The organism is Wolbachia endosymbiont of Aedes aegypti (assembly GCF_021496215.1).
In the GTDB taxonomy this organism is placed as follows: Bacteria; Pseudomonadota; Alphaproteobacteria; order Rickettsiales; family Anaplasmataceae; genus Wolbachia; species Wolbachia pipientis.
Genome location: NZ_CP090902.1, coordinates 1,222,637 through 1,248,053 on the forward strand (window position 1 = coordinate 1,222,637; position 25,417 = coordinate 1,248,053).

The 25,417-nt window shown below is 35.0% G+C and carries 26 protein-coding genes and 2 pseudogenes; 11 read left to right on the forward strand and 17 right to left on the reverse strand.

What is annotated here, in order from left to right; all coding sequences use genetic code 11:
• The first annotated feature begins 34 nt into the window (after positions 1–34).
• Positions 35–1,243 (forward strand): 5-aminolevulinate synthase, encoded by a 1,209-nt coding sequence (gene hemA, locus L0Z58_RS06335; protein WP_010963153.1) that lies wholly within the window; start codon positions 35–37, stop codon positions 1,241–1,243.
• Between the two features lie 118 nt (positions 1,244–1,361).
• Here the strand turns inward: hemA and L0Z58_RS06340 are convergent, their stop codons facing one another.
• The 4 genes from L0Z58_RS06340 to L0Z58_RS06355 all read right to left on the reverse strand — a co-directional run bounded on the left by L0Z58_RS06340 (position 1,362) and on the right by L0Z58_RS06355 (position 4,391).
• Positions 1,362–2,057 carry an inositol monophosphatase family protein gene (locus tag L0Z58_RS06340; protein WP_010963154.1) on the reverse strand — a complete coding sequence of 232 codons (696 nt, stop codon included), beginning with the start codon at positions 2,055–2,057 and terminating at the stop codon, positions 1,362–1,364.
• 8 nt (positions 2,058–2,065) lie between these two features.
• The gene (gene efp, locus L0Z58_RS06345) at positions 2,066–2,632 is read right to left on the reverse strand and encodes an elongation factor P (protein ID WP_006279719.1); all 567 of its coding nucleotides are present in this window, start codon (positions 2,630–2,632) and stop codon (positions 2,066–2,068) included.
• A gap of 62 nt (positions 2,633–2,694) precedes the next feature.
• Positions 2,695–3,201 (reverse strand): ribosome maturation factor RimM, encoded by a 507-nt coding sequence (rimM, locus tag L0Z58_RS06350; RefSeq protein ID WP_006279718.1) that lies wholly within the window; start codon positions 3,199–3,201, stop codon positions 2,695–2,697.
• 14 nt (positions 3,202–3,215) lie between these two features.
• Positions 3,216–4,391: an aspartate aminotransferase family protein gene (locus L0Z58_RS06355; protein ID WP_010963155.1), complete on the reverse strand. Its 1,176-nt coding sequence runs from the start codon at positions 4,389–4,391 to the stop codon at positions 3,216–3,218.
• 65 nt (positions 4,392–4,456) lie between these two features.
• Between L0Z58_RS06355 and L0Z58_RS06360 the strand changes: the two genes are divergently transcribed.
• The 4 genes from L0Z58_RS06360 to L0Z58_RS06375 all read left to right on the forward strand — a co-directional run bounded on the left by L0Z58_RS06360 (position 4,457) and on the right by L0Z58_RS06375 (position 8,249).
• Positions 4,457–5,884, forward strand: coding sequence for a sensor histidine kinase (locus tag L0Z58_RS06360; protein ID WP_010963156.1), 1,428 nt, complete (start codon positions 4,457–4,459; stop codon positions 5,882–5,884).
• A gap of 189 nt (positions 5,885–6,073) precedes the next feature.
• On the forward strand, positions 6,074–6,541 hold the full coding sequence (gene bcp, locus L0Z58_RS06365; RefSeq protein ID WP_010963157.1) for a thioredoxin-dependent thiol peroxidase: 468 nt from the start codon (positions 6,074–6,076) through the stop codon (positions 6,539–6,541).
• Between the two features lie 16 nt (positions 6,542–6,557).
• Positions 6,558–7,655, forward strand: coding sequence for a DNA replication/repair protein RecF (gene recF, locus L0Z58_RS06370; RefSeq protein ID WP_010963158.1), 1,098 nt, complete (start codon positions 6,558–6,560; stop codon positions 7,653–7,655).
• A 423-nt stretch (positions 7,656–8,078) separates the two neighbouring features.
• Positions 8,079–8,249, forward strand: a complete 171-nt coding sequence (locus tag L0Z58_RS06375; RefSeq protein WP_200170472.1) for a hypothetical protein — start codon at positions 8,079–8,081, stop codon at positions 8,247–8,249.
• A 72-nt stretch (positions 8,250–8,321) separates the two neighbouring features.
• Here L0Z58_RS06375 and L0Z58_RS06380 read toward each other — a convergent pair.
• The 3 genes and pseudogenes from L0Z58_RS06380 to L0Z58_RS06390 form a co-directional block, all read right to left on the reverse strand.
• Positions 8,322–8,531, reverse strand: a pseudogene (locus tag L0Z58_RS06380) (TrbC/VirB2 family protein); the annotation flags it as partial.
• A gap of 214 nt (positions 8,532–8,745) precedes the next feature.
• The gene (locus L0Z58_RS06385) at positions 8,746–9,099 is read right to left on the reverse strand and encodes a TrbC/VirB2 family protein (RefSeq protein WP_010081965.1); all 354 of its coding nucleotides are present in this window, start codon (positions 9,097–9,099) and stop codon (positions 8,746–8,748) included.
• A gap of 17 nt (positions 9,100–9,116) precedes the next feature.
• A complete protein-coding gene (locus tag L0Z58_RS06390) occupies positions 9,117–9,443 on the reverse strand; it encodes a TrbC/VirB2 family protein (RefSeq protein WP_022626171.1) in 327 nt (108 codons plus the stop codon).
• A gap of 136 nt (positions 9,444–9,579) precedes the next feature.
• Between L0Z58_RS06390 and L0Z58_RS06395 the strand changes: the two genes are divergently transcribed.
• Positions 9,580–10,395: a YihY/virulence factor BrkB family protein gene (locus tag L0Z58_RS06395; protein WP_010963163.1), complete on the forward strand. Its 816-nt coding sequence runs from the start codon at positions 9,580–9,582 to the stop codon at positions 10,393–10,395.
• On the forward strand, positions 10,382–11,137 hold the full coding sequence (locus L0Z58_RS06400) for an SDR family oxidoreductase (RefSeq protein ID WP_022626173.1): 756 nt from the start codon (positions 10,382–10,384) through the stop codon (positions 11,135–11,137). Before L0Z58_RS06395 ends, L0Z58_RS06400 begins: the two co-directional genes overlap by 14 nt.
• A gap of 124 nt (positions 11,138–11,261) precedes the next feature.
• On the opposite strand, the gene L0Z58_RS06405 is transcribed toward L0Z58_RS06400, so the two are convergent.
• On the reverse strand, positions 11,262–11,435 hold the full coding sequence (locus L0Z58_RS06405) for a hypothetical protein (RefSeq protein ID WP_167471214.1): 174 nt from the start codon (positions 11,433–11,435) through the stop codon (positions 11,262–11,264).
• 138 nt (positions 11,436–11,573) lie between these two features.
• Between L0Z58_RS06405 and carB the strand changes: the two genes are divergently transcribed.
• The gene (carB, locus tag L0Z58_RS06410; RefSeq protein WP_010963164.1) at positions 11,574–15,029 is read left to right on the forward strand and encodes a carbamoyl-phosphate synthase large subunit; all 3,456 of its coding nucleotides are present in this window, start codon (positions 11,574–11,576) and stop codon (positions 15,027–15,029) included.
• A 375-nt stretch (positions 15,030–15,404) separates the two neighbouring features.
• A pseudogene (locus L0Z58_RS07155) lies at positions 15,405–15,993 on the forward strand (IS110 family transposase); the annotation flags it as partial.
• Between the two features lie 180 nt (positions 15,994–16,173).
• On the opposite strand, the gene L0Z58_RS06425 reads toward L0Z58_RS07155, so the two are convergent.
• From L0Z58_RS06425 to L0Z58_RS06465, 9 genes are all read right to left on the reverse strand, one after another.
• Positions 16,174–17,154: an SGNH/GDSL hydrolase family protein gene (locus L0Z58_RS06425; RefSeq protein WP_010963165.1), complete on the reverse strand. Its 981-nt coding sequence runs from the start codon at positions 17,152–17,154 to the stop codon at positions 16,174–16,176.
• A 140-nt stretch (positions 17,155–17,294) separates the two neighbouring features.
• Positions 17,295–19,220 carry an RNA polymerase sigma factor RpoD gene (gene rpoD, locus L0Z58_RS06430; RefSeq protein ID WP_041580664.1) on the reverse strand — a complete coding sequence of 642 codons (1,926 nt, stop codon included), beginning with the start codon at positions 19,218–19,220 and terminating at the stop codon, positions 17,295–17,297.
• A gap of 138 nt (positions 19,221–19,358) precedes the next feature.
• A complete protein-coding gene (locus L0Z58_RS06435; protein WP_006279706.1) occupies positions 19,359–19,670 on the reverse strand; it encodes a cation:proton antiporter subunit C in 312 nt (103 codons plus the stop codon).
• The gene (locus L0Z58_RS06440) at positions 19,667–20,086 is read right to left on the reverse strand and encodes a Na(+)/H(+) antiporter subunit B (protein WP_006279705.1); all 420 of its coding nucleotides are present in this window, start codon (positions 20,084–20,086) and stop codon (positions 19,667–19,669) included. Before L0Z58_RS06440 ends, L0Z58_RS06435 begins: the two co-directional genes overlap by 4 nt.
• Complete coding sequence (locus L0Z58_RS06445) at positions 20,079–20,606, reverse strand: DUF4040 domain-containing protein (protein ID WP_015589497.1); 528 nt, start codon at positions 20,604–20,606, stop codon at positions 20,079–20,081. The genes L0Z58_RS06440 and L0Z58_RS06445 overlap by 8 nt, the downstream gene beginning before the upstream one ends.
• A gap of 1 nt (position 20,607) precedes the next feature.
• A complete protein-coding gene (gene mnhG / locus L0Z58_RS06450; protein WP_006279703.1) occupies positions 20,608–20,895 on the reverse strand; it encodes a monovalent cation/H(+) antiporter subunit G in 288 nt (95 codons plus the stop codon).
• A gap of 6 nt (positions 20,896–20,901) precedes the next feature.
• On the reverse strand, positions 20,902–21,147 hold the full coding sequence (locus L0Z58_RS06455) for a monovalent cation/H+ antiporter complex subunit F (protein WP_007548527.1): 246 nt from the start codon (positions 21,145–21,147) through the stop codon (positions 20,902–20,904).
• Positions 21,148–21,175: 28 nt separating this feature from the next.
• Positions 21,176–21,583: a DNA-directed RNA polymerase subunit omega gene (rpoZ, locus tag L0Z58_RS06460; RefSeq protein WP_007548528.1), complete on the reverse strand. Its 408-nt coding sequence runs from the start codon at positions 21,581–21,583 to the stop codon at positions 21,176–21,178.
• Positions 21,584–21,643: 60 nt separating this feature from the next.
• Positions 21,644–21,940: a helix-turn-helix domain-containing protein gene (locus L0Z58_RS06465; RefSeq protein ID WP_010081926.1), complete on the reverse strand. Its 297-nt coding sequence runs from the start codon at positions 21,938–21,940 to the stop codon at positions 21,644–21,646.
• A 429-nt stretch (positions 21,941–22,369) separates the two neighbouring features.
• On the opposite strand from L0Z58_RS06465, the gene purE reads away from it, so the two are divergent.
• Both purE and mutL read left to right on the forward strand, forming a co-directional pair.
• A complete protein-coding gene (gene purE / locus L0Z58_RS06470) occupies positions 22,370–22,861 on the forward strand; it encodes a 5-(carboxyamino)imidazole ribonucleotide mutase (RefSeq protein ID WP_022626177.1) in 492 nt (163 codons plus the stop codon).
• Positions 22,862–22,868: 7 nt separating this feature from the next.
• Complete coding sequence (mutL, locus tag L0Z58_RS06475; RefSeq protein ID WP_010963168.1) at positions 22,869–24,695, forward strand: DNA mismatch repair endonuclease MutL; 1,827 nt, start codon at positions 22,869–22,871, stop codon at positions 24,693–24,695.
• Positions 24,696–25,417: the final 722 nt, after the last annotated feature.

The following is a 25,417-nucleotide window of genomic DNA, read 5'->3' on the forward strand; positions in this document are numbered from 1 at the left end:
ATTATAATTATGTTAATTATCGGTAAATAAGAACTTGGTAAACTACGAAGAAATATTCTTGAATAAAATAAAAGATATAAAAGATGAGGGGCGCTACCGTGAATTTACGCACTTTGCGTCATTACCAGGTAGGCTCCCCCACATTATGGACTATGAAAGAAATAGGGAAGTAATAGTCTGGTGCAGTAATAACTATTTGGGAATGTCACAAAATGAGAGTGTAATTGCCGCTATCCAAAATTCATCTGTTGGTGCTGGAGGAACAAGAAATATATCTGGTACAACAAAAGAGGTTGTTGAACTTGAAAAATCCTTAGCTTGTTTGCATAAAAAAGAGGCTGCTTTAACTTTTGCTTGTGGCTACCTCGCTAACCAGACAACACTTAGCACTTTATCGTCTGTTATTCCGGGCGTAGTAATTTTTTCAGACGAGAAGAACCATTCTTCGATGATAGAAGGCATAAAATCAGGAAAAAGGCCAAAACATATATTTAAACACAATGATGTTAATCATCTAGAGCAGTTACTCAAGTCTATAGACAAAAAGACACCAAAAATAATAGCACTTGAATCCGTATATTCAATGGATGGTGATGTAGCTCCGCTTAAAGAAATATGCGACCTGGCAGATCAACATAATGCAATTACCTATTTGGATGAGGTGCACGCAGTTGGCATGTATGGTTCACATGGTGGCGGAATTGCAGAAAGAGAAGGTCTGATGGATAGAATAACCGTTATTCAAGGTACACTATCAAAGGCTTTTGGAGTGATGGGTGGGTATATAGCGTCTTCAAAGAGCTTGGTAGATGTAATAAGAAGTTCCGCTCCAGGATTTATTTTTACCACTGCTATGTCGCCTGTTTTAGCAGCGGCAGCAAAGGCAAGCGTTGAGCACCTAAAATCGAGCAACATTGAAAGGGAAAAGCAAAAGCAAGTCGTTGAAAAAGTAAAAAGCTCACTGAGAAATGCAGGAATTAACTTCATTCCAACAGAAACTCATATAATTCCAATAATAATTGGCAACTCAGAGTTATCCAAAAAAGCATCAAAATTATTATTTGATGAGTATGGAATATATGTTCAACATATAAATTACCCGACAGTTCCAAGAGGAACTGAGCGTTTCCGTATTACCCCTACACCTTATCATACCGATGAAATGATAGAGCATTTAACAGAATCTCTTGTAAAAGTTTTCGAAAAGTTGTCTATCTCTGTAGCCTGTTTATGCTATAGCTAGTACAGCCCTACGTCATACCGCGATTTATTCGCGGTATCTCAGCATGGATTCCGCTAACAAGTAGCGGAATGACGAGTTTTACGCTTATCAAATTGTAGGTAAACATAAATTACTTTAGCTATAGTTTTATATCTCCAGCAATGATTAGCCTGTTGTCTTCCGTTAGCCTTCCACCGCTTTCTTGCAGAAAAAGTCTACCGAGCAAGGCTTTATATTTGTTAACTCCAGAGTAAATTATTCCACTGTGCCTTCCTGCCGCAAGGTATGCAAAGCCTAAAATTGTTGAACCTATGGAGCGTACATTACTATTGCCAGGCAGCAATTTATTTAACAAATTACCACTTACATCTATTAGACCCCCTTCACGGCTTTTCACTCGCATTTTTACATGACGAGATCTAAAATCCTCAAGAAAAGCACCTTTCTTTTCTTCTGCCCAAAAAGTTTCTCTAAGAGCCGGAGCATCAATTACAGCTGCCACAACTTTATTTTTATGAATGAGACAGACTGATACTGCAAAATAAACCATGCAACTAGAAAAGTTCTCCCTGCCCTCTATAGGCATAATAAACCAGGTATAAGTGTTATCTTTTACTTCTTGATCAGTATCATCTTCAAAAATAAAACCATAGTCTCGTTTGTAGTCGTGCAAGCAATCGTATATGGTTTGCTTGGATTTTGAATAAGTTTTATTAATAAAGTCTGCTGATTTAACATTAGAAATTTGCAATTCATTAAAATCGCGCATAAGCTGCTTGGAAGCATTACGCACAGAATCAAGCATCACATTAATTCGTGGTGATGAGAGGGACATTCTTCCTTTTACTCTTTCACTCTTTCATAATAGCTGTCACCTGGAGTATATACTACAATTTTATCCTCTTCTTTTATAAATTGAGGCACGTTAACGCGCATTCCGTTTTCCAAAATTGCAGGCTTATAAGAAGCAGTAGCAGTTTGTCCTTTAATAACAGACTCTGTTTCTTTCACAGCAAGTGTAACATAATCAGGCACATGCGCAGAAATTATTTTGTCTTGATAAGCTACAACTTTAATTTTCATGTTATCCTGTAAATAAATTTTTTTTTCTCCCAATAAGTCCAAATTTATAGTGATTTGCTCGTAATTACTTGGATGCATAAGATTTACAATGTTTCCTTCAGTGAAAAGGTAAACATATTCCTCTTCATCTAAAATTGCCCTTCTGATTGTTGCATCAGAACGAAATCTTTCATAGTGTTTTGCTCCGGTTTTGATGTTTTTCATTTCGGCTTGTATGTATGCACCACCTTTACCAGGTTGAGTATGCATAATACCTACAACCAAAAATAATCCGCCGTTATGTTCCAACACCTGACCTGGTCTGATATCGTTAGCTCTTTCTGCCATAATTACATTTTCAATTTGATCTTATAATTATAAATAGCTTTATATAAATATCAAAGTCTTTATTAGTCAATAAATTCTGGTATATTTAATACTATATACCTCCCCTTTATATTTATATGTGGAAATATCTCTTTAGTGAAAGACAGCATAATACGTTTTTTTGTGCTGATAACTAAAATTTCTAATATATCCCCTGAGCCGAAATTATACACAGATTTTACATAGCCATATAATTCATTACTTTTCAGCCTTACTTCCATATCTACAAGGTCACTTTGGTAAAATTCATCCTCATCATTTAGCTCTGGTAACTTGCTTCTTTCTATATATAGCTTCTTATTCCTTAAAAGCTCTGCTTCATTACGGGAATTTACTCCGCTTATTGTAGCTATTACTAAATTATCACCTATGACGGATACTGAGTCTATTTTATAATTCTCATCACCACTTATTAGCTTACCATATAAGGAGATATTTTCAGGCTTTTCAGTAAAGGTTTTTACTTTAACAGCTCCTTTAATTCCGTGAGGAGAGGTAATAATTCCTAAGCATACCAGATTGTCGTTCATATTAATGCAAGTATCTAATCAGAAGATTTCTCAGATAAATATTGAGTCAAAATCTCGATGCCTTCATCAATCTCTTTTTCAGTGATAATGAGTGGAGGTAAAATTCTCACAACGTTATCTGATGTTACCCCAACAGTAAGCAAGCCGCGATGACTTAACTCTTCTGCAAACTTTTGATTGTCTGCTTTCACTTTTATTCCAAGCATTAACCCTTTCCCTCTTACTTCCTCTATTATTGGAAATTTACTTGCTAAGTCTTCTAGTTTATTTTTTAAGTATTTACCTCTAATTTCAACATTTTTCAAAAAGCCGGGGCTGAGCAATTCTTCGAGCACAGCATTACCTACTGAGGTTGCAAGCGGATTGCCACCAAAAGTGGAACCGTGCATACCGACCGCCATATATTTAGCAGCATTTTCAGTTGCAAGACAAGCCCCCAGCGGAAACCCCCCGCCTATTCCCTTTGCAAGAGCACATATATCAGGTTCCACTCCTATATGTTCGTATGCGAATAATTTTCCTGTCCTACCAGCACCGCATTGTACGCAATCAAAAAATAACAATATGTCATTTTCATCACACAGCCTTCTTAGTTCTTTCATAAAGACTTCATTCATTACTTTGATACCACCTTGCCCTTGTATTGGTTCTATTAATATAACGCCTATGCCACTTGAAATTGCTTTCTTTACGCTCTCAATATTGGGCTCGATGTTATCACACCAATCAATGTAGGGATTTAGTAATTCAGAAAATTTCTGTTTATCGTTTGTAGCACAAGTTAAAAAGGTTCTTCCATGAAATGCACCATGAAATGTTAAAATTCTGTGACGATTTTTATTGCCTTTTCCATTTTGATAGATCCTAGCAATCTTAAGTCCACATTCTACTGCCTCTGATCCAGAATTTGAGAAAAATACAGTGTCAGCGAAACTATTGTTTATTAATTTTTCTGCAAAGTTATTGGCAGCAGGTATATTATAGGTATTTGATATATGCCATAATTTTTCTCCTTGCAATTTAAGAGCACTAATTAATCGCGAATTAGTGTGACCTAAGCTACTAACGGCTATTCCGGAGTGAAAATCTACGTAGCGCTCACCATCAACATCATATAGGTAGATACCTTTGCCATGAGAAAAATTTATATTAACAGGAGAATAAACTGGCAAAATAGGAGAAATTGTCATAAAATATTATATGCTAAATTTTATTATTAATAACATAAAAACCGTTGTTTCACAATAAGAAGGATATGTATAAGCTAGGTAAATTGATGTTTTCTGCGTTGAAGAAAAACAAATACACAAAAGTTATTGTATTACTCTCATCGATCTTTATGATTTTATTCAGTGTGATATATTGTAATCATTTACTAAGGAGTAATTTCCTTTCTTCTTACCGTGATTCAAGTGTAAACTTAAAAAGCGTACTGGAAAATGGCATAATAAAAAAATACCATTATTTACTAATAGAAAAGCATCACATTAAATACAAAAATTTTGACTACATAAACCAACTAGTAAAACTACGTGCTGAATTATTACAATCAGTGAGCAAAGTAAAGGATTTCAGCTTAATACTGTATGATCAAAACGGCAGAATAATATTCAGTAATTTTAACACTCAAGATTATGATTATGAACAGTTACTTACAAACGATGAAATTGATAAACTATTAAGTAACCAAGAAATATTTTATACTACAGGAAATACATTAACTTCTATTTTCCCTATATTCCATGAAAATAGCGTTAAACCGTCGTTTTTTTTGAAGATTCTTCGAAACTACAATAATTCTTATGTTATAGCATATGGCCTGTTTTTAACATTTTTGGGCCTATTATTAATAATCTTAATATTAATAATGTTCTATTTGCACTTTTCTAATACCCAAATGCTAGCCAAGCAACATAAAACTAACATTGAATTACAGCAGATAAAAGAGACATTAGAGCAAGAAAATGCAAACAAGCTAAAGTTTTTTGCAAGCGTTACACATGAATTACGCACACCTCTTAATGCTATTATTGGATTTGCAGAGTTGATCAAAAATGAAACTTTAGGTTCAATGGATAACTCTCAATACAAGGAGTATGCAGACGATATATATAATGCAGGGACACACTTACTTGCCTTAATTAATGATGTGTTAGATTTTTCAAAAGCTGAATCAAGTAGTTTAACAGTAGAAAAAGTGAAGTTTAACCTGAACAAAATAATAGATTCATGTGTAAATATGCTATTGCCTAAATTAAAAGAAGCCGGGATTAATTTAAAAAAAGAGATGACTAATAAACAATTATTAGTCATTGCAGATCCCAAGAGAATGAAACAAGTTATAATAAATTTATTATCAAACTCAATCAAGTTCACTCCCAAAGATGGTTTAATAAGAATGGTGATAAAAGAAAATATAGAAAAAAACTTATTAACTATTGAGTTTCATGACAATGGAATAGGAATAATGCAGCAGGACATATATAAAGTTATGTCTGTTTTTGGCCAAGCAGATTCGGGGTATAGAAACGAAGGTACGGGCATCGGATTGCCGCTAAGCAAGAAATTAGTAGAGTTAATGGATGGAACTTTTGACATTAAAAGTGAAGCAAAACTTGGTACTACGATAACATTGAACTTCTTTTATGAAGAACAAACATGTGAAGATTCGATTGATTTTTAATAGGATCTATTTGATATGGCCTTACATCAGACGAAAACCACACTTTATCAAGAGCGGCAAGCCGAGAAGGTAGGCAGAAATTCATCAATAAGCCCCCATCAAGAATCTTATCTGTTAGCTATATATAAAATTTGATACTCTGACTACAATATACTACTATAGATGGAAGTGTTATTAATGGAGCAAGGTATGGAATTAGCAGTAGGAAATAATGCACCCGATTTTAGCTTGCCAGCAGATTCTGGTGAAAATTTATCACTGAGTGAATTTTTTGATAAAAAAAATGTAGTTCTTTATTTTTATCCTAAAGACGATACTCCGGGTTGTACAATGGAGGCAAAAGGCTTTAGAGATAAAATAGATGATTTTTCTTTCCTTGACACAGTGATAATTGGTGTATCAAAAGATAGTGTTAAGTGTCACACTAACTTCAAAGCAAAATATTCTCTGCCGTTTTCTTTAGTTTCTGATGAGAATGCTGAAATGTTGGGAAAATATGGTGTTTGGGTAGAGAAAAGTATGTTTGGCAAAAAGTATATGGGAATAGAACGCACTACTTTTTTAATAGATAAAAAAGGTAAAATAGTGAAGATCTGGAAAAATGTAAAAGTTAGTGGACATGTTGATGAGGTTCTGGAAGAAGTAAAGAGAATATAAACTAAAGAATAGGTTAATGGCTACCCATTGCTACATAAAAAAGCTGAAATTACATAATTTTCGTAGCCACTCAAACTTTGAACTGGATTCAGATGATAGCTCAGTTGTAATAACTGGCAAAAACGGTATTGGTAAAACTAATATACTTGAAGCAATCTCGTTGCTTGCTAAAAGCAATGGAATGAAAAAAGCAAAAGCCAGTGAGATACAAAATAGATTCAGTAATGAAGATTGGGTAGTGCACTATGATTTTTTTAATGGAATGGATTTTAATTCAATTGGTATCGCAAAGAGTTTTGATAAGAAACTAATACAAATTGATGGAAAAACGCAATCGAGTTATTCATCTTTGTATAAGATATCCAATGTAATATGGCTGATTCCACAAATGGACTATGTTCTTCTTAATTCTCCAAGTGACAGATTAAAATTTTTAGACCGTATAGTCTCACTGTTTGAGGAAAATTACACTTGCTGCTACATGAAACACAGAAAAGCTAAACGTGAGCGAAGTAAACTGTTGAGAGAGAACACCTTGGACGAAAATTGGCTCTCTAGTCTTGAAAACATAATGGCCGTTAATGCAGTTAGTATTTTACGTATGCGATCGTCTGTTTTAAAGACACTACAAGACACAATTGATAACCATTCCAGTGAGTTTTTTCCGAAGGCAAGTTTGAAATTCAGCAGCCAGCTAACTTTGGACGATACTGCAGAATATTTTCAGAATCTTCTAAAGGAAAACAGAGAAAAAGATTCATTGACTGGTAGAGTAACCTTTGGTGTGCATAACGATAATTTTCGGGTTTTTTGTCAAAAAAGAAACGTACCAATAAATCTGTGCTCCACTGGAGAACAAAAGTTATTACTGCTTTCTATTATTTTATCCAGTGTAAAAGCAAGGTGTATTCATTACAATAAGGCACCACTTCTTCTACTTGATGATATAATGTCTCATCTGGATAAACATTACAGAAAGGCGTTAATGGAGGAAGTGTTAAGTATTCAATGTCAAACTTGGATAACTGATGTAAATCAAGATAATTTCAATAGCTATCTTTATTCTTTCAAGTTTTTTGAATTATCAAATGAATTAAATGCAAAACTTCCTTGACAAACCTCGCCAGCCCCCTTATCACGATACTGAAGGTATTCAGTTATCTTCATCTGTGCAGATTAAACAGCAAGAAAACAACGTAGTTGGCGTCTTATTTTTAATTTTTTGCACTATGTGCACCTTATGTCTTCACAACATTTCTGGGTTTTACCTATATAAGCTGAAACGCGCTTATAAGTCGTTTAAGACAGTATAGTACGCCGATTTTGCAGGATTAGAGAGTGACAACTAGCTAACACGGGGTTTCTTTTGCCTTTTTTTCTGCTTAGTAAATTTCTTAAACATTCAAACTAAGGTGAGTTGCATTCAAAAGCAGCTAAATTGCAGTGTTTAAGACTTAAAAAACGCCAATACTGAAAATAGACAATGACCAGGGCTTCTTTTGCCTTTTTTTTCGTTTGGTAAATTTCTTAAATATTTATGGCTAAACGACAACCGTCATCCCGCTACTTGTTAGCGGCTGAGATACCGCGAATGAATCGCGGTATGACGGTTCGCGGTGACATGACGATCAGCCTTGTCATTCTAGCGCGTGGCACTGGAATCCAGACTTTAACTGATATGATTACAGAAAGAGAATTTATTAGGTAGTTATAGACACTGAAAGTGGTAAAACTTACCACTTTCAAGTAAAGAAAACTACGTTTACGCCTTCTATAATTTCTATGGATTATTCACTACTGCACCGTCTTCACAAATCACACCTCCTGGTGTTATTTTTGAAACGACTACAGGAGCGCCAAAAAACACAGCAGTAAATGCACCGAGTGCAAAAAGCCCTGGCCATGGCATTCTGCCAAATATCGCAAGCAAAGCTGCACCTATTATCACTATTGTGATCATCGGCCCACCTATGCCGTGAGTATAGCCTAACGCCTCCTATAATTTCTGTTTCATGTTTGATTATCTATCGCTTTGATTAAATTTAAGTAAATGGTGAGGGTTCTAGTAAATTTGTCATCCTATCAGTTTATAAAAATTCCCGGATCTCAGTGTTATTCACTTGGACAACATTTATACAATTGTGGAATAATGGTGCTCCTTTAAGGAGCACCATTTAGCTAATGTTTTTCTGAAATTTTAGTGCCTAGTTGCATGTATTTGTTGTTGCATTCCATACTTTACCATCAGGGCAAGCAGTTGCACCATTTTTACAAATCACACCGCCTGGTACTATTTTTGAAACAACTACAGGCGCACCAAAAAACACAGCAGTAAATGCACCGAGTGCAAAAAGCGCTGGCCACGGCATTCTGCCAAATATTGCAAGCAATGCTGCACCAATTATTACTATTGTGATCATCGGTCCACCTATGCCGTGAGTATAGCCTACTATTTTGCATATTGTATTTGACGTTGCGTCATCAGTAACACTGCTAGCAAAAGCATTATCAAATGCAAAGAAGAGAATTAACGCCACTAGTAGAAGAAAATTTTTCATTATGCCTCCAATAATTTCTATGGCTTATTCGCTACTGCACCGTTTTGACAAATCACACCTCCTGGTGTTATTTTTGAAGCGACTACAGGAGCGCCAAAAAACACAGCAGTAAATGCACCGAGTGCAAAAAGCGCTGGCCACGGCATTCTGCCGAATATTGCAAGCAACGCTGCACCTATTATCACTATTGTGATCATTGGTCCACCTATGCCATGAGTATAGCCTATTATCTTGCATATCACCGATGATGTTGTATCATTTGTATCAACAAAAGTAGTAGGAAGAGCATTTGCATCAAATGCAAAGGAGAGAATTAATGCCACAAGTAGAAGAAAATTTTTCATTATGCCTCCGATAATTTCTATTTAATGCTGGATTATCTACCATTTTGATTAAATTTAAGTAAATGGTGAGGATTTTTTTGCTTAAAAGTATCCTTTATTTCATTTAGAATACTTTTCTTGGTTCGTTTATATTACAGTGCCACAGAAATTTTACAGCATCGTTTATTGTCTTTATCGTGCTTTGATTGACACAATTTATAATGATGGAGTGGAGCATGCAGGGTATTTATCATTTTTAATTCTGTTATCAATATTTCCTTTTCTCATCGTTTTAATGGCTATGGCGTCAACATTTGCAAATTTTTTAGACCAGTACAACATTGGCTGGGTATTTATCATTGATAACATGCCACAGGATATTTTATCATCTTTGATGCCGCGTATTAGGGAGATAATATCAGGCCCGCCGCAAAGCTTACTAACTTTAGCAATTGTAGGTGCTGTTTGGACCGCTTCATCGACAATTGAAGGGCTTAGAACAATACTCAATAAGGCCTATAAAGCTCCGGTTTCGCCGCCTTATATATTAAGAAGAGTACTAAGTATATTACAATTTTTAGTAATCACGCTTATTATAACTCTAACTATAGTGTTTTCTACACTAGTACCAATGCTAATTGATTTTTCCTATCAGGGACTAAGTTATACTAGGTATTTACTTATTGAATTTGTACTTTTCACAGTAGTCTCTTGGCTATATTTTATGTTGCCAAACATAAAACAAAATTTATCAGACGTATTTCCTGGATCTTGTGTAGCTGTTATTCTTTGGACGATTTCTGCTTCAGCTTTTAAGCAATACTTAAAAGCTTCCTTTGGCCAACTGGATTTGATATATGGAAGTTTAGGTGGTGTGGTAGTGTCATTACTATTTTTTTATATGCTAAGTTTGATTTTTATATATGGAGCAAAATTCAATTTTCAGCTAAAATATTTCAATGAATCTCGCTAAGGAGAAAGAAATGGGTAAGTTAGAAGGTAAAGTAGCTTTAATCACCGGAGCTTCAGGTGGAGTAGGCTCTGCTGTTGCAAAAAGGTTTATAAGAGAAGGTGCATGTGTGATTCTGATTTCAAGATCTCTTGATAATCTCAAGCCACTATATAATGAAATTGAAGAGCTTGAAGAATTTAAAGAAGGCTCTGTGAAACTAATTCAGCTTGATCTTTTAGACTTTGAGAATGTAAAGATACTGACAAACATGATAGAAAGCCTGAAATTATCAGAATCTGGAGCACTTGATATATTAGTTGCGTGTGCTGGAATTTTAGGCAAACTGAACCCCATTCATGACTGTGAGATTGAAGAGCTACAGAACGTAATGAATACAAATTTTACTGCCAATTGGTACTTACTAAAAAACTTAGATCCAATGCTAAAAAAGTCTAATGCTGGAAGAGCGATATTCATGACCTCAGAAGTGACACTTTCTCCTTCCTCTTATCCATATTGGATGCCGTATGCTGCAAGTAAAGTTGCACTAGAAATAATGGTGCAGATATATGCATCTGAGACAAAACATACAAAATTATGTGTAAATGCTGTATACACGGAAGGACCTGTGGGTAGTGAGCAGGCATTTCCTGGATCTGAATTGGTGTCACCTGATAAACTAACAGATAAATTTGTGGAATTAGCTTCTGAAGACTGCAGCATATCAGGAAAAATCTTACCGCTCAGCAAATCTCCCGAATAAATTACCATAGTATCTGCAAAGATACCGTTAAGCCCACAATTGTATGAACATTGTGATTTGAGAGTAATCTCCACTAGGAAGGATGTCATCCCAGTGCCTCTATGGTGTCATTCCAGTCTGGAATCTAGTCTTTATTATGCAGCCACTTATTTAAAGTTAAGTTTTCTGGATCCCAGACTGGGATGACACCTCTGGGCACTGCCGTCATAAAGGAACCAGTGTCAGCTACTTGAATGACATCATTTGCTGTGCAATTTACCTTCAAAAATGAATGTTTGTACAGCTGTGTGTCAAGCACTGGAATCTGCCACGCAAATTGCAATGTTCGTACAGTTATGCGTCAAGCCTAAAAGTAATTAGCTAATAGGTTTAATAAAAATTCACATATACAGGAAAGATTGGTAACATTACTTGAATAGAGACCGTTATTGTAATTATGCCGAAACGCACAGATATAGAATCTATATTAGTAATAGGAGCAGGCCCAATAGTTATAGGTCAGGCATGCGAGTTTGATTATTCCGGAACGCAAAGCTGTAAAGTATTAAAAAGCGAAGGTTATAAAGTCATTTTGGTTAACTCCAACCCCGCAACTATAATGACAGATCCTGAGTTTTCTGATGCGACGTATATTGAGCCGGTACTGCCTGAAATCATAGAGAAAATTATAATTAAGGAGAGGCCAGACGCAATATTGCCAACAATGGGCGGGCAAACAGCGCTCAATTGTGCAATAAAACTTGCAGATGATGGAGTGTTAGACAAATACAACGTAGAATTAATAGGGGTAAATAGAGAAGCAATAAAAAAAGCAGAGGATAGAGAGTTATTCCGTCAGTCCATGGATAGAATAGGACTGAAATACCCCAAAAGTATCATTATAAAAAATCAAGAACAAATAAAAAAGGCTTTGGATTACGTTGGATTACCAGCAATCATTCGTTCATCATTCACTCTTGGTGGTGCAGGTAGTGGCATAGCATATAATAAAGAGGAGTTTTTCAATATCGCAGAAAGTGCTCTCAAAATTTCGCCAATAAATGAAGTTCAGATAGATGAATCAATTATCGGCTGGAAAGAGTATGAAATGGAAGTTATCCGCGATTGTAAAGATAACTGCATAATAGTCTGTTCGATAGAAAATGTTGATCCGATGGGAGTGCACACCGGAGATAGTATTACGGTTGCTCCTGCTTTGACTCTGCGTGACGTAGAATACCAACAGATGAGAAATGCATCTATAGCAGTGCTGAGAGAAATTGATGTTAGTGCCGGTGGTGCAAATATTCAATTTGCAGTGAATCCTAAAGAAGATGGAAGCCTCGTTGTGATTGAGATGAATCCAAGGGTTTCTCGCTCTTCTGCACTTGCTTCGAAAGCAACAGGCTATCCTATTGCAAAAGTTGTAACTAAACTTGCTATTGGCTATTCGCTCGACGAAATACGTAACGACTGTGCTCCAATAATACCAGCAGCATTCGAACCAGTGATTGATTATATCGTCACTAAAATTCCTCGATTTGAGTTTGAGAAATTTAAGGGGACGAATTGTGAATTATCAACCTCCATGAAATCAGTGGGAGAAGTGATGTCTATAGGCCGCACTTTTAATGAGTCACTACAGAAAGCTTTCCGTTCACTTGAAACTGATTTTACAGGACTTGATGAAGTATTTCCTGAGAACATTGATATTGATCACATAAAATCTCAATTAGCAAAATTGCTACCAAACAGATTACTGATTGCTGCTGACGCAATGCGCCACGGAATTAGCATAGAAGAAATAAATTCGATTACAGGATATGACTTATGGTTTCTGCAAAATATACAGCAAATTATATTAACTGAACAAAAAATCAAGGAAAATGGATTTCCTGGAACTGCGTACGAAATGTTAGAGCTGAAAAAAATGGGATTTTCAGATGCAAGATTAGCAAAGTTAAGTAATAGACCTACCTCTGTCATTCCAGTACCCTCTAATGTCATCCCAGTGCGTGACACTGGGATCCAGCCAGCGTTACACGCTGGAGATCGAGTAAAACAAATCGAAGAAATAAGAAAAAAATTTGGCATTAAACAAGTTTATAAACGCGTAGACACCTGTGCAGCTGAATTTGAATCGAGCACTGCTTATATGTATGGCTGCTATGAGGGTGATGTTGAAAATAAAACGGAATGTGAGGCGAATATTTCTGACCGAGAAAAGGTTGTCATTTTAGGAAGTGGTCCAAATCGCATTGGTCAAGGTATTGAGTTTGATTATGCATGCGTACATGCAGCTTCTGCCGCCAAAGAAATGGGGTATGAAACAATAATGATCAACTGTAATCCCGAAACTGTCTCAACTGACTACGATACCGCTGATCGTTTATATTTTGCACCACTCATTGCAGAGGATGTGCTTGAAATACTAAGTAAAGAGCAAGAAAATGGCACACTGGTTGGTGTAATAGTTCAAATAGGCGGTCAAACACCTTTAAAGTTAGCCAAAGTGCTTAACGAGAGAGGTTTCAAAATTCTGGGAACTTCGTTTGATTCTATTGACCTTGCAGAAGATCGCATGAGGTTTAAAAACCTTGCTTTGCAACTTAATTTAAAACAACCTGAAAATTCTATCTGCCATTCAGTAGAAGAAGCGTTAACCAACGCAGAAAAGGTGGGGTTTCCACTAGTAGTCAGGCCATCATATGTCCTCGGCGGTCAGTCTATGTCGATTAGACACGATACTCAGAGCTTTAAAGAGTACGTCTTAGATCAAACTAAAATCTTTGAGCATGGTTCGCTGCTTCTTGATAAATTTTTAGTCAATGCAGTTGAGGTTGACGTTGATGCTGTATGTGATGGGGAAAAAGTTTTCATTGCAGCGGTCATGGAGCATATTGAAGAAGCTGGTATCCACTCTGGTGATTCAACATGCTCAATACCGACAAATACATTGAGTGACGAAGTAATAAAAGAGATCGAGCTCCAAACTGAGAGAATAGCATTAGCATTAAAAGTGAAAGGTCTGATAAACATTCAGTTTGCTGTTCAAGAGAATAGACCTCTTGCAGAACCTGTTTGTGATGAGAAATCTTTAGGAAAAGTGCAGATGAGCACCACAGAATACTCGAATGTATTTGAGGAGCGCAGACAAGCTTTGACGACAAAATTGCCTTCAGAAATCGAGTTATGCAAGAGGTCTAGTGATGTATACATACTTGAAGTGAATTTAAGGGCTAGTCGAACCGTTCCTTTTATTTCCAAGGTAATCAATATTCCTATTGCAAAGCTTGCCACTCAGGTTATTTTGGGTAAAAAATTGAATCAGGAAAACAAGCCTTTCAATCATTTTGCAGTTAAAGCTGCTGTTTTTCCATTTACCCGCTTTGCAGGAGTTGATACTTTACTTGGTCCTGAAATGAAATCAACAGGAGAAGTGATGGGAATTGACTCATCATTTGAAGCTGCACTTGCAAAAACGCACATTGCTGCAGGATACAAGTTACCAACAGAAGGAACAGCTCTGGTTTCAGTAAAAGATGATGATAAAAAGTATATATTGCCAGTTGCACGAATGTTGAAAGAACTGAGTTTTGAAATATATGCCACCAAAGGCACAGCTTCGTATCTGAACAATAACGGCATTGCTGCACAAGCTGTAAATAAAGTAAGAGAAGGCAGACCCCACATAGTTGATATGCTCAAAGATGGAAAAATAAATCTAGTGATTAATACTTCAAAAGGTGTAAAGTCAGTCTCAGACAGCAAAGATATCAGGAGAACTGCTATTTTGCAAAATATAGCTTACAGCACCACAGCTTCCGGAAGTAAAGCGTTAGTGCTTGCAATTCAATATGTAAAGAATAGCAAACTGGAAGTGAAATCATTACAGCAGATACAAAACGTTTAAATATCAAAACTAGAATAATTCACTCTCAAAATGCTAAAGAGAACATAATAAAAAGATGGAAATTTTGAAGGAAATAGTATACCTAAAGAATCAACTAGCGTAATTGAACAGCCAAATGCTGCAACGAATGCTCCACAATCTCACCTAGAGGACACTTCCCTTATATGTTAAGAACAAGTCTTTATAAATATCAAAGTAGTGAGATTAAAGACACACAGAGAAGAGGAATCGTCACGCCCCTTGATTATAAGAATCGTTGTTCAGCAAGGTTCTCTTCTCTGGTTTATTATACTGAAAGTTCGAACAACTGATTGAGCTTTTAGGCTCGTATATAAGGCTGGAAAATGCAGTATATGTTATTATTACGGAGGAATTATGAATTCATCAAACATTATTGCTGGCATTGATGTTAGCAAAAGTAAATTAGATCTCCACATTCACCCACTTGAGCATTATAAAATATTTGAAAACAATGTACAATCCATTGATGAAATGCTGGACTTTTTACGTTTGCATAATGTAACCAAAATTGGTCTTGAGGCAACTGGTGGATACGAAAAATTATGTGCCTATACTTTACTAAGCAATGGTTTTGAGGTGTACGTCATTCAACCAAGGTGGGAGAGACTATGCTAAAAGCCTTGGTATTACTACAAAAACTGATAAAATAGACTGCAGTATCATCTCACGTTATATTAATAATACAGATATGCGTGTTACTCCTTTAACAGTTAGTAATGGTAATATTGATTGCTTGAAACAAAAATTATCTCGTAGAAACCAACTTGTAGAAATAGCAAAAATACAAAAAACCCAAATCCAACAGGTAACTGATACATCTATAATCAAACAAATAGAGGAACTTCTTGCAATTTTACGTAATCAAATTAAAACTTTAGAAGATGAAATGATTACATTTATCGATCAAAACCAAGAGCTTAAAAGAAAATATATATCAATAACTATATAGTAGCGGGATGACGGTTTTTCAAATTATCGGTAAATCTAAGTCAGTTTAGCTATAGGCAGCAATTTTCTGTATTTATTTTAAATTGAAGAAAGCTCAAATGAAAGATCGTGTTTTGCTAAAAATCACAGAATGCAGTCTGGTTACTATTTAAAAGGATATGTTCAAAAAACTGTGTCAAATCAACTCATACACTTCATTACCAACTTCATGATGAAGTTCCGCAGTTGGATGGAAATAATCAAAAAAGAAATAATCCTTTAGTGTTTCTTTGCTACACCCAGGGTTATAGTGAACGTCAAGTTCCCCTTTAAATATCAACTTTAAGAGTATTTTTATATTTTCTTTAAATCTCCCAACTTGGTCTGCAATGTTCGATGTGCATGCATCTTGACAATTTAAACCTTTGCTTTTGTATTCGCTAAACATACTTCTCATTTTAGAGTTAAGATCAAATGCTTTTATTTCAAGATTTGTACTTTTCTTCATATAATCTAAGCCTTTAGCCAGTTTTGCATTGAAACTCTCCGTGAGCTTTGTAGCTAGTTCCCTTGCTTCTTCATCTCTATTAAAAGCTGGTATTGAGCCAACTTCAGGTGCATTTGCAACAACTACACGCTTAACACCATGTTCATTTAGAACCTTAAGTGCATTACATATTTCACTCACTGCTTGTTCCAACACTTCTTCCGCTTTAGTATCGTCATAAGCAGTGGCAACCATAACATCATTTCCGCCGATTATGATGCAAAATAAATCTTCTTTACCTATATCTGGATGATGTTTAATTACCGCATCTAGCTGGTTAGCTAAACGAAATTTATTGAAGAAATAAGAAAAAATAGGGTCAAAAATTTCAGATGCTGTTGCATATGAAACTGCGTAATTCTGACCTTGCTGTTCGTGGCATCTCCCAAAAAATGAATAACTCCACCCAGGTTTAAATTCATCTAAATCTAAATATTTTGCTATATATTCAACAGCAGTAGGGCCATTGCTAAAAGATCTTCCTTGATAAAAAGGATCATCAAATTTTACGCTTTTTGCAAAGGATAAATTATTTAAAATTCCAATGATTGCGCCATTATCGGATAAGCTATCACCCAGAACATAAAAATTTCTATACTTTGAATTAGAATTGTCATTTTTGTTTGTCATAATATTTACCGTAGATTAGCATATTGTTTCATTAGATTCATAGAAAAAGAAAAATAGCGGTGAAATTATACAACTTTGGCCTAACTTGCTCTCCACTTTTTCCGGGCAAAATCAGCTTCTTCTTAACTTGACACGTATACTTAAAAGAACCCTCTAAGTTTTCTAGCACGGCTTGGATGTTTCAACTTGCGCAGTGCTTTTGCCTCTATTTGCCTAATTCTCTCACGTGTTACATTAAAAATTTTTCCTACTTCTTCTAAAGTATGTTCCTTCCCATCTTTACCAAGGCCAAAACGCATTCTTAAAATTCTTTCTTCCTTTGGTGTTAAAGTTGCAAGAACATTGGTTGTAATGCCACGCAAGTCAGCAAGTATTGCAGCATCCTCTGGCCTGGAGACTCGCTTGTCTTCTATACAATCACCAAAGGTACTACTATCATCTTTTCCTGTTGGAGCTTCAAGACTTACTGGATCCCTTGCTATTTTCATAACTTTGCGTATTCTTTCCAGTGGCATTGTCAGTTCTACACTCAATTCCTCTAACGTCGGCTCTCTTCCCATCTCATGAGTCATCTTTCTTAATGCTCTGTTGATTTTACTGATAATTTCCACCATATGAACTGGTATTCTAACTACTTTGGACTGCTCAGGTATTGCTCTAGTGATTGATTGTCTTACCCACCAAGTGCCATAAGTTGAAAATTTATATCCACGTTTGTAATCAAACTTATCCACGGCCTTCATAAGACCAATATTGCCTTCTTGTATCAAATCAAGCAGATCAAGGCCTCTTTTTGAATACTTCTTAGCAATGGAAACTACTAGCCTTAAGTTAGCCTTAATCATTTCTTGCTTTGCTTCAGAGACTTCTCGTTCGTGTTTTTGTATTCTCTTGATTAGCTCCTTAAATTCTTGTACGTTATCTTCCTGTATATGCTGCTTAATACCGTTCAAGGTACTAGCTATATGTTCAGATTTATCGTCTATAAACCTTAAAAATTTGTTTTTTAATTCACCTGTAAAAGAGGACTGATTTTCATTGATCTTTAAAAGACTTATCTTTTTCAATTCGTGCTTTAAAAGCACGTCATCATAAACTTTATAGAAACTTTCTCTATCGATATCGTATTTTCTAGCCTCAGCAATAAGATTAGCCTCTTCAAGCGTAATGGATCTATTGATCTTATAAAGTTCTTGTGTAATTCTGGCAACAGCAGCATCACTTAACTTAATTTGTAATGCTATAGACCATATTTGATTATACAAATTTTCTAGCTCATTAGAGAAATTTTTAGAATTTTTTCTTAATATCAACGCTTCATTTGTTAAAGTAATTATCTCATCCAATGCAACTATGACCTTTGGCAATAAGTCACTTTCCATTTCAAGAATAGAAACATTTAAATTGACTGAACTTATATCTTCATTATTACCGTCTTTCTCATCATCACTACAGTACTCAGCATCTTCAGAAACATCCTCAGAATCCTCAACATCTTCAGCACTTTCTTCACTCTCTTCACTTTCTTCTTTGGGTACCACATTAAAATCAGAGTTATACATTGCATCCAGATCTATAATTTCTCTCAGTAAGAGAGCTCCATTACTTAAATCATCACGCCATACTTTTATCACCTTTAATGTTACTGATGTTTCAATTATTGCACGTAACATGTTATGCTTTCCAGATTCAATTTTTTTTGCTATCTCGATTTCATCTGCCCTTGATAAAAGCTTTACGGAGCTCATGTCTTGTAAATAAATCCTCACTGGATCATCATTTTGTACTAAAGTTGCAGTAACATTTGGCGATGTGTCATCATCATCAAGTTTACTATCATCACTGTTGGAAGGAATATCTTCTTCATCTTCGCTACTTTCAAGCACATTAATTCCGGAATCCTGCAATAAAGATATAGCATCATCTATAAAGTCAGATGAAAAATTTTCATCTGATAATTTATCATTTATATCATCAAAGGTGATAAAACCACCCTTTTTTATACTCTTAGTTACCAGATCTTTGATAATTTTTTTCTTATCTTCTGCATCATTAATAGTTGACATCATTACCTTTATAGTTTATAATTTTATTTCTTATTAACAAACAAACTTACAACGAGCAAGTCTATAATTTTACTTTTAACTTGTGGCTATTTGTTACTTCATATAGTTTAAGATACTGTTAATTTATGTACACTTGTCTTAATCAATTGTTCCATACTTTTCTTCCATTTTTACTGCTATGGATAATCCAACTGAAAATGTTGCAATTCCAACCACTATAGCAGTAAGCATTAAAACATGGGGTATAGGATTGCTATATGAATAAAAATTTGAAACCAATATAGGAGGCAAGGAACTTTTTATATATCCTAGAGATATGTAAAATAACAAAACAGATGCTTGGAAGACGCTTACCCCTATCATTTTCTTGATTAAATTTTTATCGTTTATAATAATATATAAACCTAGCACCATTAATACAATAATAATCGTATAATTATATAAAGTCATTGTTTTTTCCTACGAGCAAAATTTATATATATAATTAACATAGAGGAGCAGACAGTAAATGCTACACCTAATTCCACCAAAAAAATACCTAATTTTTGACCGGTTCTATTATTGGTTAACAAGATATCATAAGATAAAAAATTTTGGCCAAGTAAAGTTGTTGCAACGCCCGTTCCTCCATAAATTAAAATACCTAACACGTTAGTCAATCTAATCACAGAATAAGGTATTGCTTTTAGAGTTGTAGATACACCAAATAGCATTGAATATAATATTATCCCGGAGGCAATAATTATTCCTGCTTGAAAACCTCCACCCGGAGTGTAATCACCGTGAAATTGTATGTATAAACCAAATAAAATGATAAAAGGTATCATCAAAAATGTTACTGCATTTAATATCGGATCTTTAATCATTTTCTTTTTCTTCTTTTAATATCAACGTTATACAAAGCGCAGCAGTAAAAACTACTATAGTTTCTCCAAACGTGTCATAACCACGAAAGCTTGCCAAAATAGCTGTCACTATATTAGGAATACCGGTAGCTTTTTCGGTATTTTCCACATAATAAGGAGCAACATGCAAGTGGATCGGAGCATTGTGGCTGCCAAAATCTGGCAATTGAATCATAAAATATGACAAACATACAGCCAGAAATAACATAAAAAAAAGCGTTATAGGGTTATGAGATAGATTTACTTTATGATTCTTTATCAAGGAGAGTGCTGCAAACGTAAAAACTGTACTGAGCCCCGCACCAACAGAAGCTTCAGTAATTGCAACATCAGGTGCATTCATAATTAAGTATATAAGCGCAATCAGTGAACTAAATACACACATTAGAACAGCACTTACGACTAAATGTCGCGAGAAAACTATAAAAACCGTAACTGTTAGTAACAACAAAAGTAACACTACATTTAATATTTCTAACACCTTAGCCTTCTTTAACAGTTTTTTTCTTAACTTTATAATGAGTGCGCGCTAAAATATAGCTATTAGTTGAGTTAGCTACCCATATTATAAAAATTAATAATACTATTTTAACAGTATTGATTGAAAATCCATTCTGCAAAGCAAAACCAATTAACAATAACGTTGCACCGCTAGAATCTGTAATACCTGCTGCATGTAACCTAGTATAGAAATCAGGAAATCTGATCACCCCTATATTTGAAATAATTATCAAACAAATACCTAAAAATATGAAAATGGATCCTATCATAAATTATCAAAACAACATTAATCTCATTAGTGCTATAGTTGATATAAAGCTAACGCTAGCATACAACAATGCTATATCAATTAAAAAAAAATTATTCAGAATGATTGATATTGCTGTTATAAGTACAACTACTTGCGTTGAGAAATTATTGAACGCTAAAACCTTATTGTACACATCATTTGACTTAGACACTATGCAACACAACATTACACTCATACAGAACAACAGTGTATAGATAGCAATGCAAATCATTTAAAGACTATGTGACTTCAGTAGATTTCTAAACGGATACTTCTTCATCGCCATCTTGATCATTTATTTCATCATCTATTTCACCATCCACTTCATAATCTTGGCTTTCTTGACTTGCATCAAGATCTGTGTTATCAGAAAAATTTAATAAATTCGCTAGCTTACTTGTATTACTGCTGTAAACATTATTCATATTTCCTTTCATGTATTCCTTGCATCTACCTACCAAAAGGCTAAACAGCTCATGAGTATCCACCTGTTTTCCTGCTATTTCATGTAAGGAAACTATGGTATTTTTATGACCTTTAAACTTAGCTGCTTGAATTGGATTACTTGCCCCTGTATTTAAATCATGTGTTCTTTGACTTGCCAACAGAACCAATTTGAAACGGTTACTTACCCGTTCTATACACTTTTCTACAATAGACTCAGCCATAAGATACTACCTTAATAAGTTTTATACTATATCACAAAAAACAAGTTGTCAACTTTGTATCTATTGCGATTCAACTTCATGTTTTACTTTTTCTGCCTCAGATTTTATTTCTTGGCTTTCTGTCATCGTGATTGTTATCTCATGATCAAGTTTTTTTAGAAATCCTAACAATCGCTCTAAAGAAAAACCATCTATTTTACCATTTTTAATTTGCGATACCTTTGGCTGATCAATACCAAGTTTCTCAGCTGCAAAAGCCTGAGTCCAAGCATTTTTTTCTATAATTTTATTTATTATATAAAGCAACTTTGTTTTTATTCCTGCACTGTCTAAGTTATTTAACGATATTATTTCCATAATTCTTACACTCACATATCAATTAACTTTATTAAATATTATAACATAATATTTAATATACCAAGATATTAATATCATGTAACTTGTCAATAATTATATGATATCAATATTTAAAACTTTAAGTTGATTATATATTAATATTTTTATCAAATTTCTAGTAATTTTAAATTACCATTTTACCATCAGTCTATCTGAAAAAACCATTTATAGAAAGAACAAGCTAAGATTACAAAGCTTGAAATACAAAAATAATTATTTTATAAATTTATCTTACATAAGAAGTTTATATCTCTATATCTTAATATAAATATTTATTTAAATTTTTAAAATTTCTATTTTAACGAGAATTCTATATTTATAATATAATTTAAATATTTGTTGCTTTTTAGCTGGAACATTATTTAGTTAGTAAGTAAAATTGTGTTGAATATGACAAAAATAAAAAAAGATGTTGCTGTTATTATGGGAAGTGAGTCAGATTACACCACTATGGTCCATACTGTTGATATGTTAAAAGCATTAGAAGTTTCACATGATATATTCATAATATCTGCACATAGAACACCAGAAAGACTCTTCAATTTTGCTAAATCTGCACAAGAAGAAGGTTTTAAGGTTATTATAGCTGGTGCAGGAGGTGCAGCTCATTTACCTGGTATGGTTGCGTCACTAACTTGTTTACCAGTTATCGGCGTTCCTGTGCATAGTAAACAATTAAATGGGCTGGACAGCCTACTCTCTATAGTTCAAATGCCAAAGGGTGTTCCAGTTGCAACCATGTCTATAGGGGGAAATGGAGCACATAATGCTGCCATTACCGCCGTATCTATATTGTCAATTTCTAACAGTGAAATTGCAGGTAGGTTAAAAAAGTGGAGAGAGAAGCAGACCAAAGAAGTAAAAGAAAAACCAATTTCATAATAAATCTATGGCAATAATTCTTTTAGACACAAAAACCATAAACCGTATAGCAGCGGGGGAGGTGATAGAAAGGCCAGCAAGTGTAGTAAAGGAATTAGTGGAAAATGCAATAGATGCTGGAAGTTTAGAAATAGAGATTAAAATAGAAAGTGGTGGGCGTAACCTTATTATTGTGACAGATGATGGTAACGGAGTAGAAAAAAACGATTTAGAACTTGCGTTTATGCGCCATGCTACTTCAAAATTGAGCGACAATGAGTTGATAGAAATCAAGCATCTTGGCTTTAGAGGAGAAGCTCTGCCTTCAATAGCAGCAGTAAGTAGGATAAAATTATCGTCTAAGGCAAGAGAAGCAAATGAAGCATGGTCTATAAGTTATGAGGGTGGAGAGAAAATAGGGGAGCAAACTCCTTACTCTTTATCACAAGGCACACATATTGAAGTACGAGATTTATTTTTTGCCACTCCAAATAGACTAAAATTTCTAAAAACTGAAAGAGCAGAAACTCAAAGCATTGTTGATATTGTAAACAACCTAGCAATGATTAACTATCATATAGGGTTTACTCTCACTTCAGGTAATAAAAAGCTCTTAAAATACGCTAAGCAGACTTCGTTATTTCATAGATTGTGTGAAGTAGAAGAAGAATTTCAGGGCAATTCTTTGGAGATCAATGAAGAAGAAGACGGCATTAAACTTACGGGACACATCTGTAAGCCGACCGTCAATCGTGGTAAGTCCACTCAGATCTATACGTTTGTTAATGGAAGGCCAATTAAAGATAATTTACTTATTGGCGCAGTTAGGTATGCATATCATGATTTTATTCCAAGCGATAGGTATCCTTTTGCAGCGTTACATTTAGAGATACCTTATGATCAAGTAGATGTAAATGTGCATCCAAATAAGTCAGAAGTAAGGTTTCAGAATAAGAAGCTCATATATGAGATAATGACAAGAGGATTAATTAAAGCATTGTCAAGAAGGATAGGCACTTTTCCAGCGCATGACCAGAAAATGGATTCAACATTGCCGGATCCTTTTGATAAACCTAATGTTCAAAAAGAATTTTATGAAAAAAGACCAAGTCCTTTTAAAAATCAACTAATAAAAGAATTTGCTTCTCCAAATGAAAAAGCAAAAGGCTTATCAGAACAGTCAAAATCGTTTGATTATACCGGCATACAGAAATTTCCATCACAAGCGGAGACTATGGTTCTAGAAAAAAAGGTGTTAGAGCAAGTTGATTTGATAGAGAGCCACCCGCTCGGGTTTGCACGCTGTCAGGTCTATAATACTTACATTATTGCCGAGGTAAGAGACAAATTGATTATAGTCGACCAGCATGCAGCCCACGAAAGGCTAGTATATGAATGCTTAAAACAAAAATCAAGTGTAAAAAGACAAAAACTACTTCTTCCTGAAACGGTTGAAATCAAAAATCAAGCCGGAATGGAGATGATTGAAATCTATAAAGATAAGTTATTTGAAATGGGTTTTGATATTGAGATCAAACCAGAAAATAAAGTGATAGTAAAAGAAATCCCTGCAATTTTGGGAGCAATAGATGTGAAAGAGATGCTAATTAATATAGTCGATAGATTAACGGAAATAGAAGATACATTGCCAGTAGAAGATAAAGTGAACAAAATATTGGCCACTATCGCTTGTTATGGATCAATTAGAGCGGGTAGAAAAATGAGATTCGAAGAAATGAATGTGCTGCTTAGACAAATGGAAAAAACCCCATATTCCGGGCAATGCAACCACGGAAGACCAACTTATATAGAAATGAAACTCAGTGATATTGAAAAACTTTTTGAGCGTAGGTAATGAGGTTGCCATAAATATGTAAGTGCTCCTTTCTCGTCATCCAAGTAGCTCATAGAAACGAAAAAACTTCCTTGACAAACTCCTCCAGCGCCCTTATTATAGTGTTAAGGGTATTTATGACTCAAAACTTGTTTTTGACCTGCAGGCTCAATGACAAAATTCAGTAAAAAACTCAGGGTGTTTTTTGGCGGATTACATAAAATTATAGCGGCTGCATGTCTTTTAAATTTTTTCTACATTCAGCCAAACCGCGCTTAAACTAAGCGTCAGCACATTATTACAGCGCCACTTACAGTAATATAGAGTCAAAACTCGCTACTCGGGGCTTCTTTTGCCTTTTTTTCGTTTGGTAAATTTCTTAAATATTTATGGCTAAAGTAACTTAAGTTCACCGACAATCGTCATCCCGCTACGTGTTAGCGGGATCTATGCTTTGAGATACCGCGAATGAATCGCGGTATGACGGTTCGCGGCGGCGTGACGATAAGCTCGTCATCCCGCTGCTTGTTAGCGGGATCTATGTTAAGGTATAGTAGGGGATCTATGTTAAGAGATACCGCGAATGAATCGCGGTATGACGGTGTAGATGATGGTTAAGTAATTCGTCATCCCGCTGCTTGTTAGCGGCTAAGAGATACCGCGGCATGACGTAGGATTGTTGTCATCCCGCTGCTTGTTAGCGGGATCTCTTGTTAGCGGCTGAGATACCGCGAATGAATCGC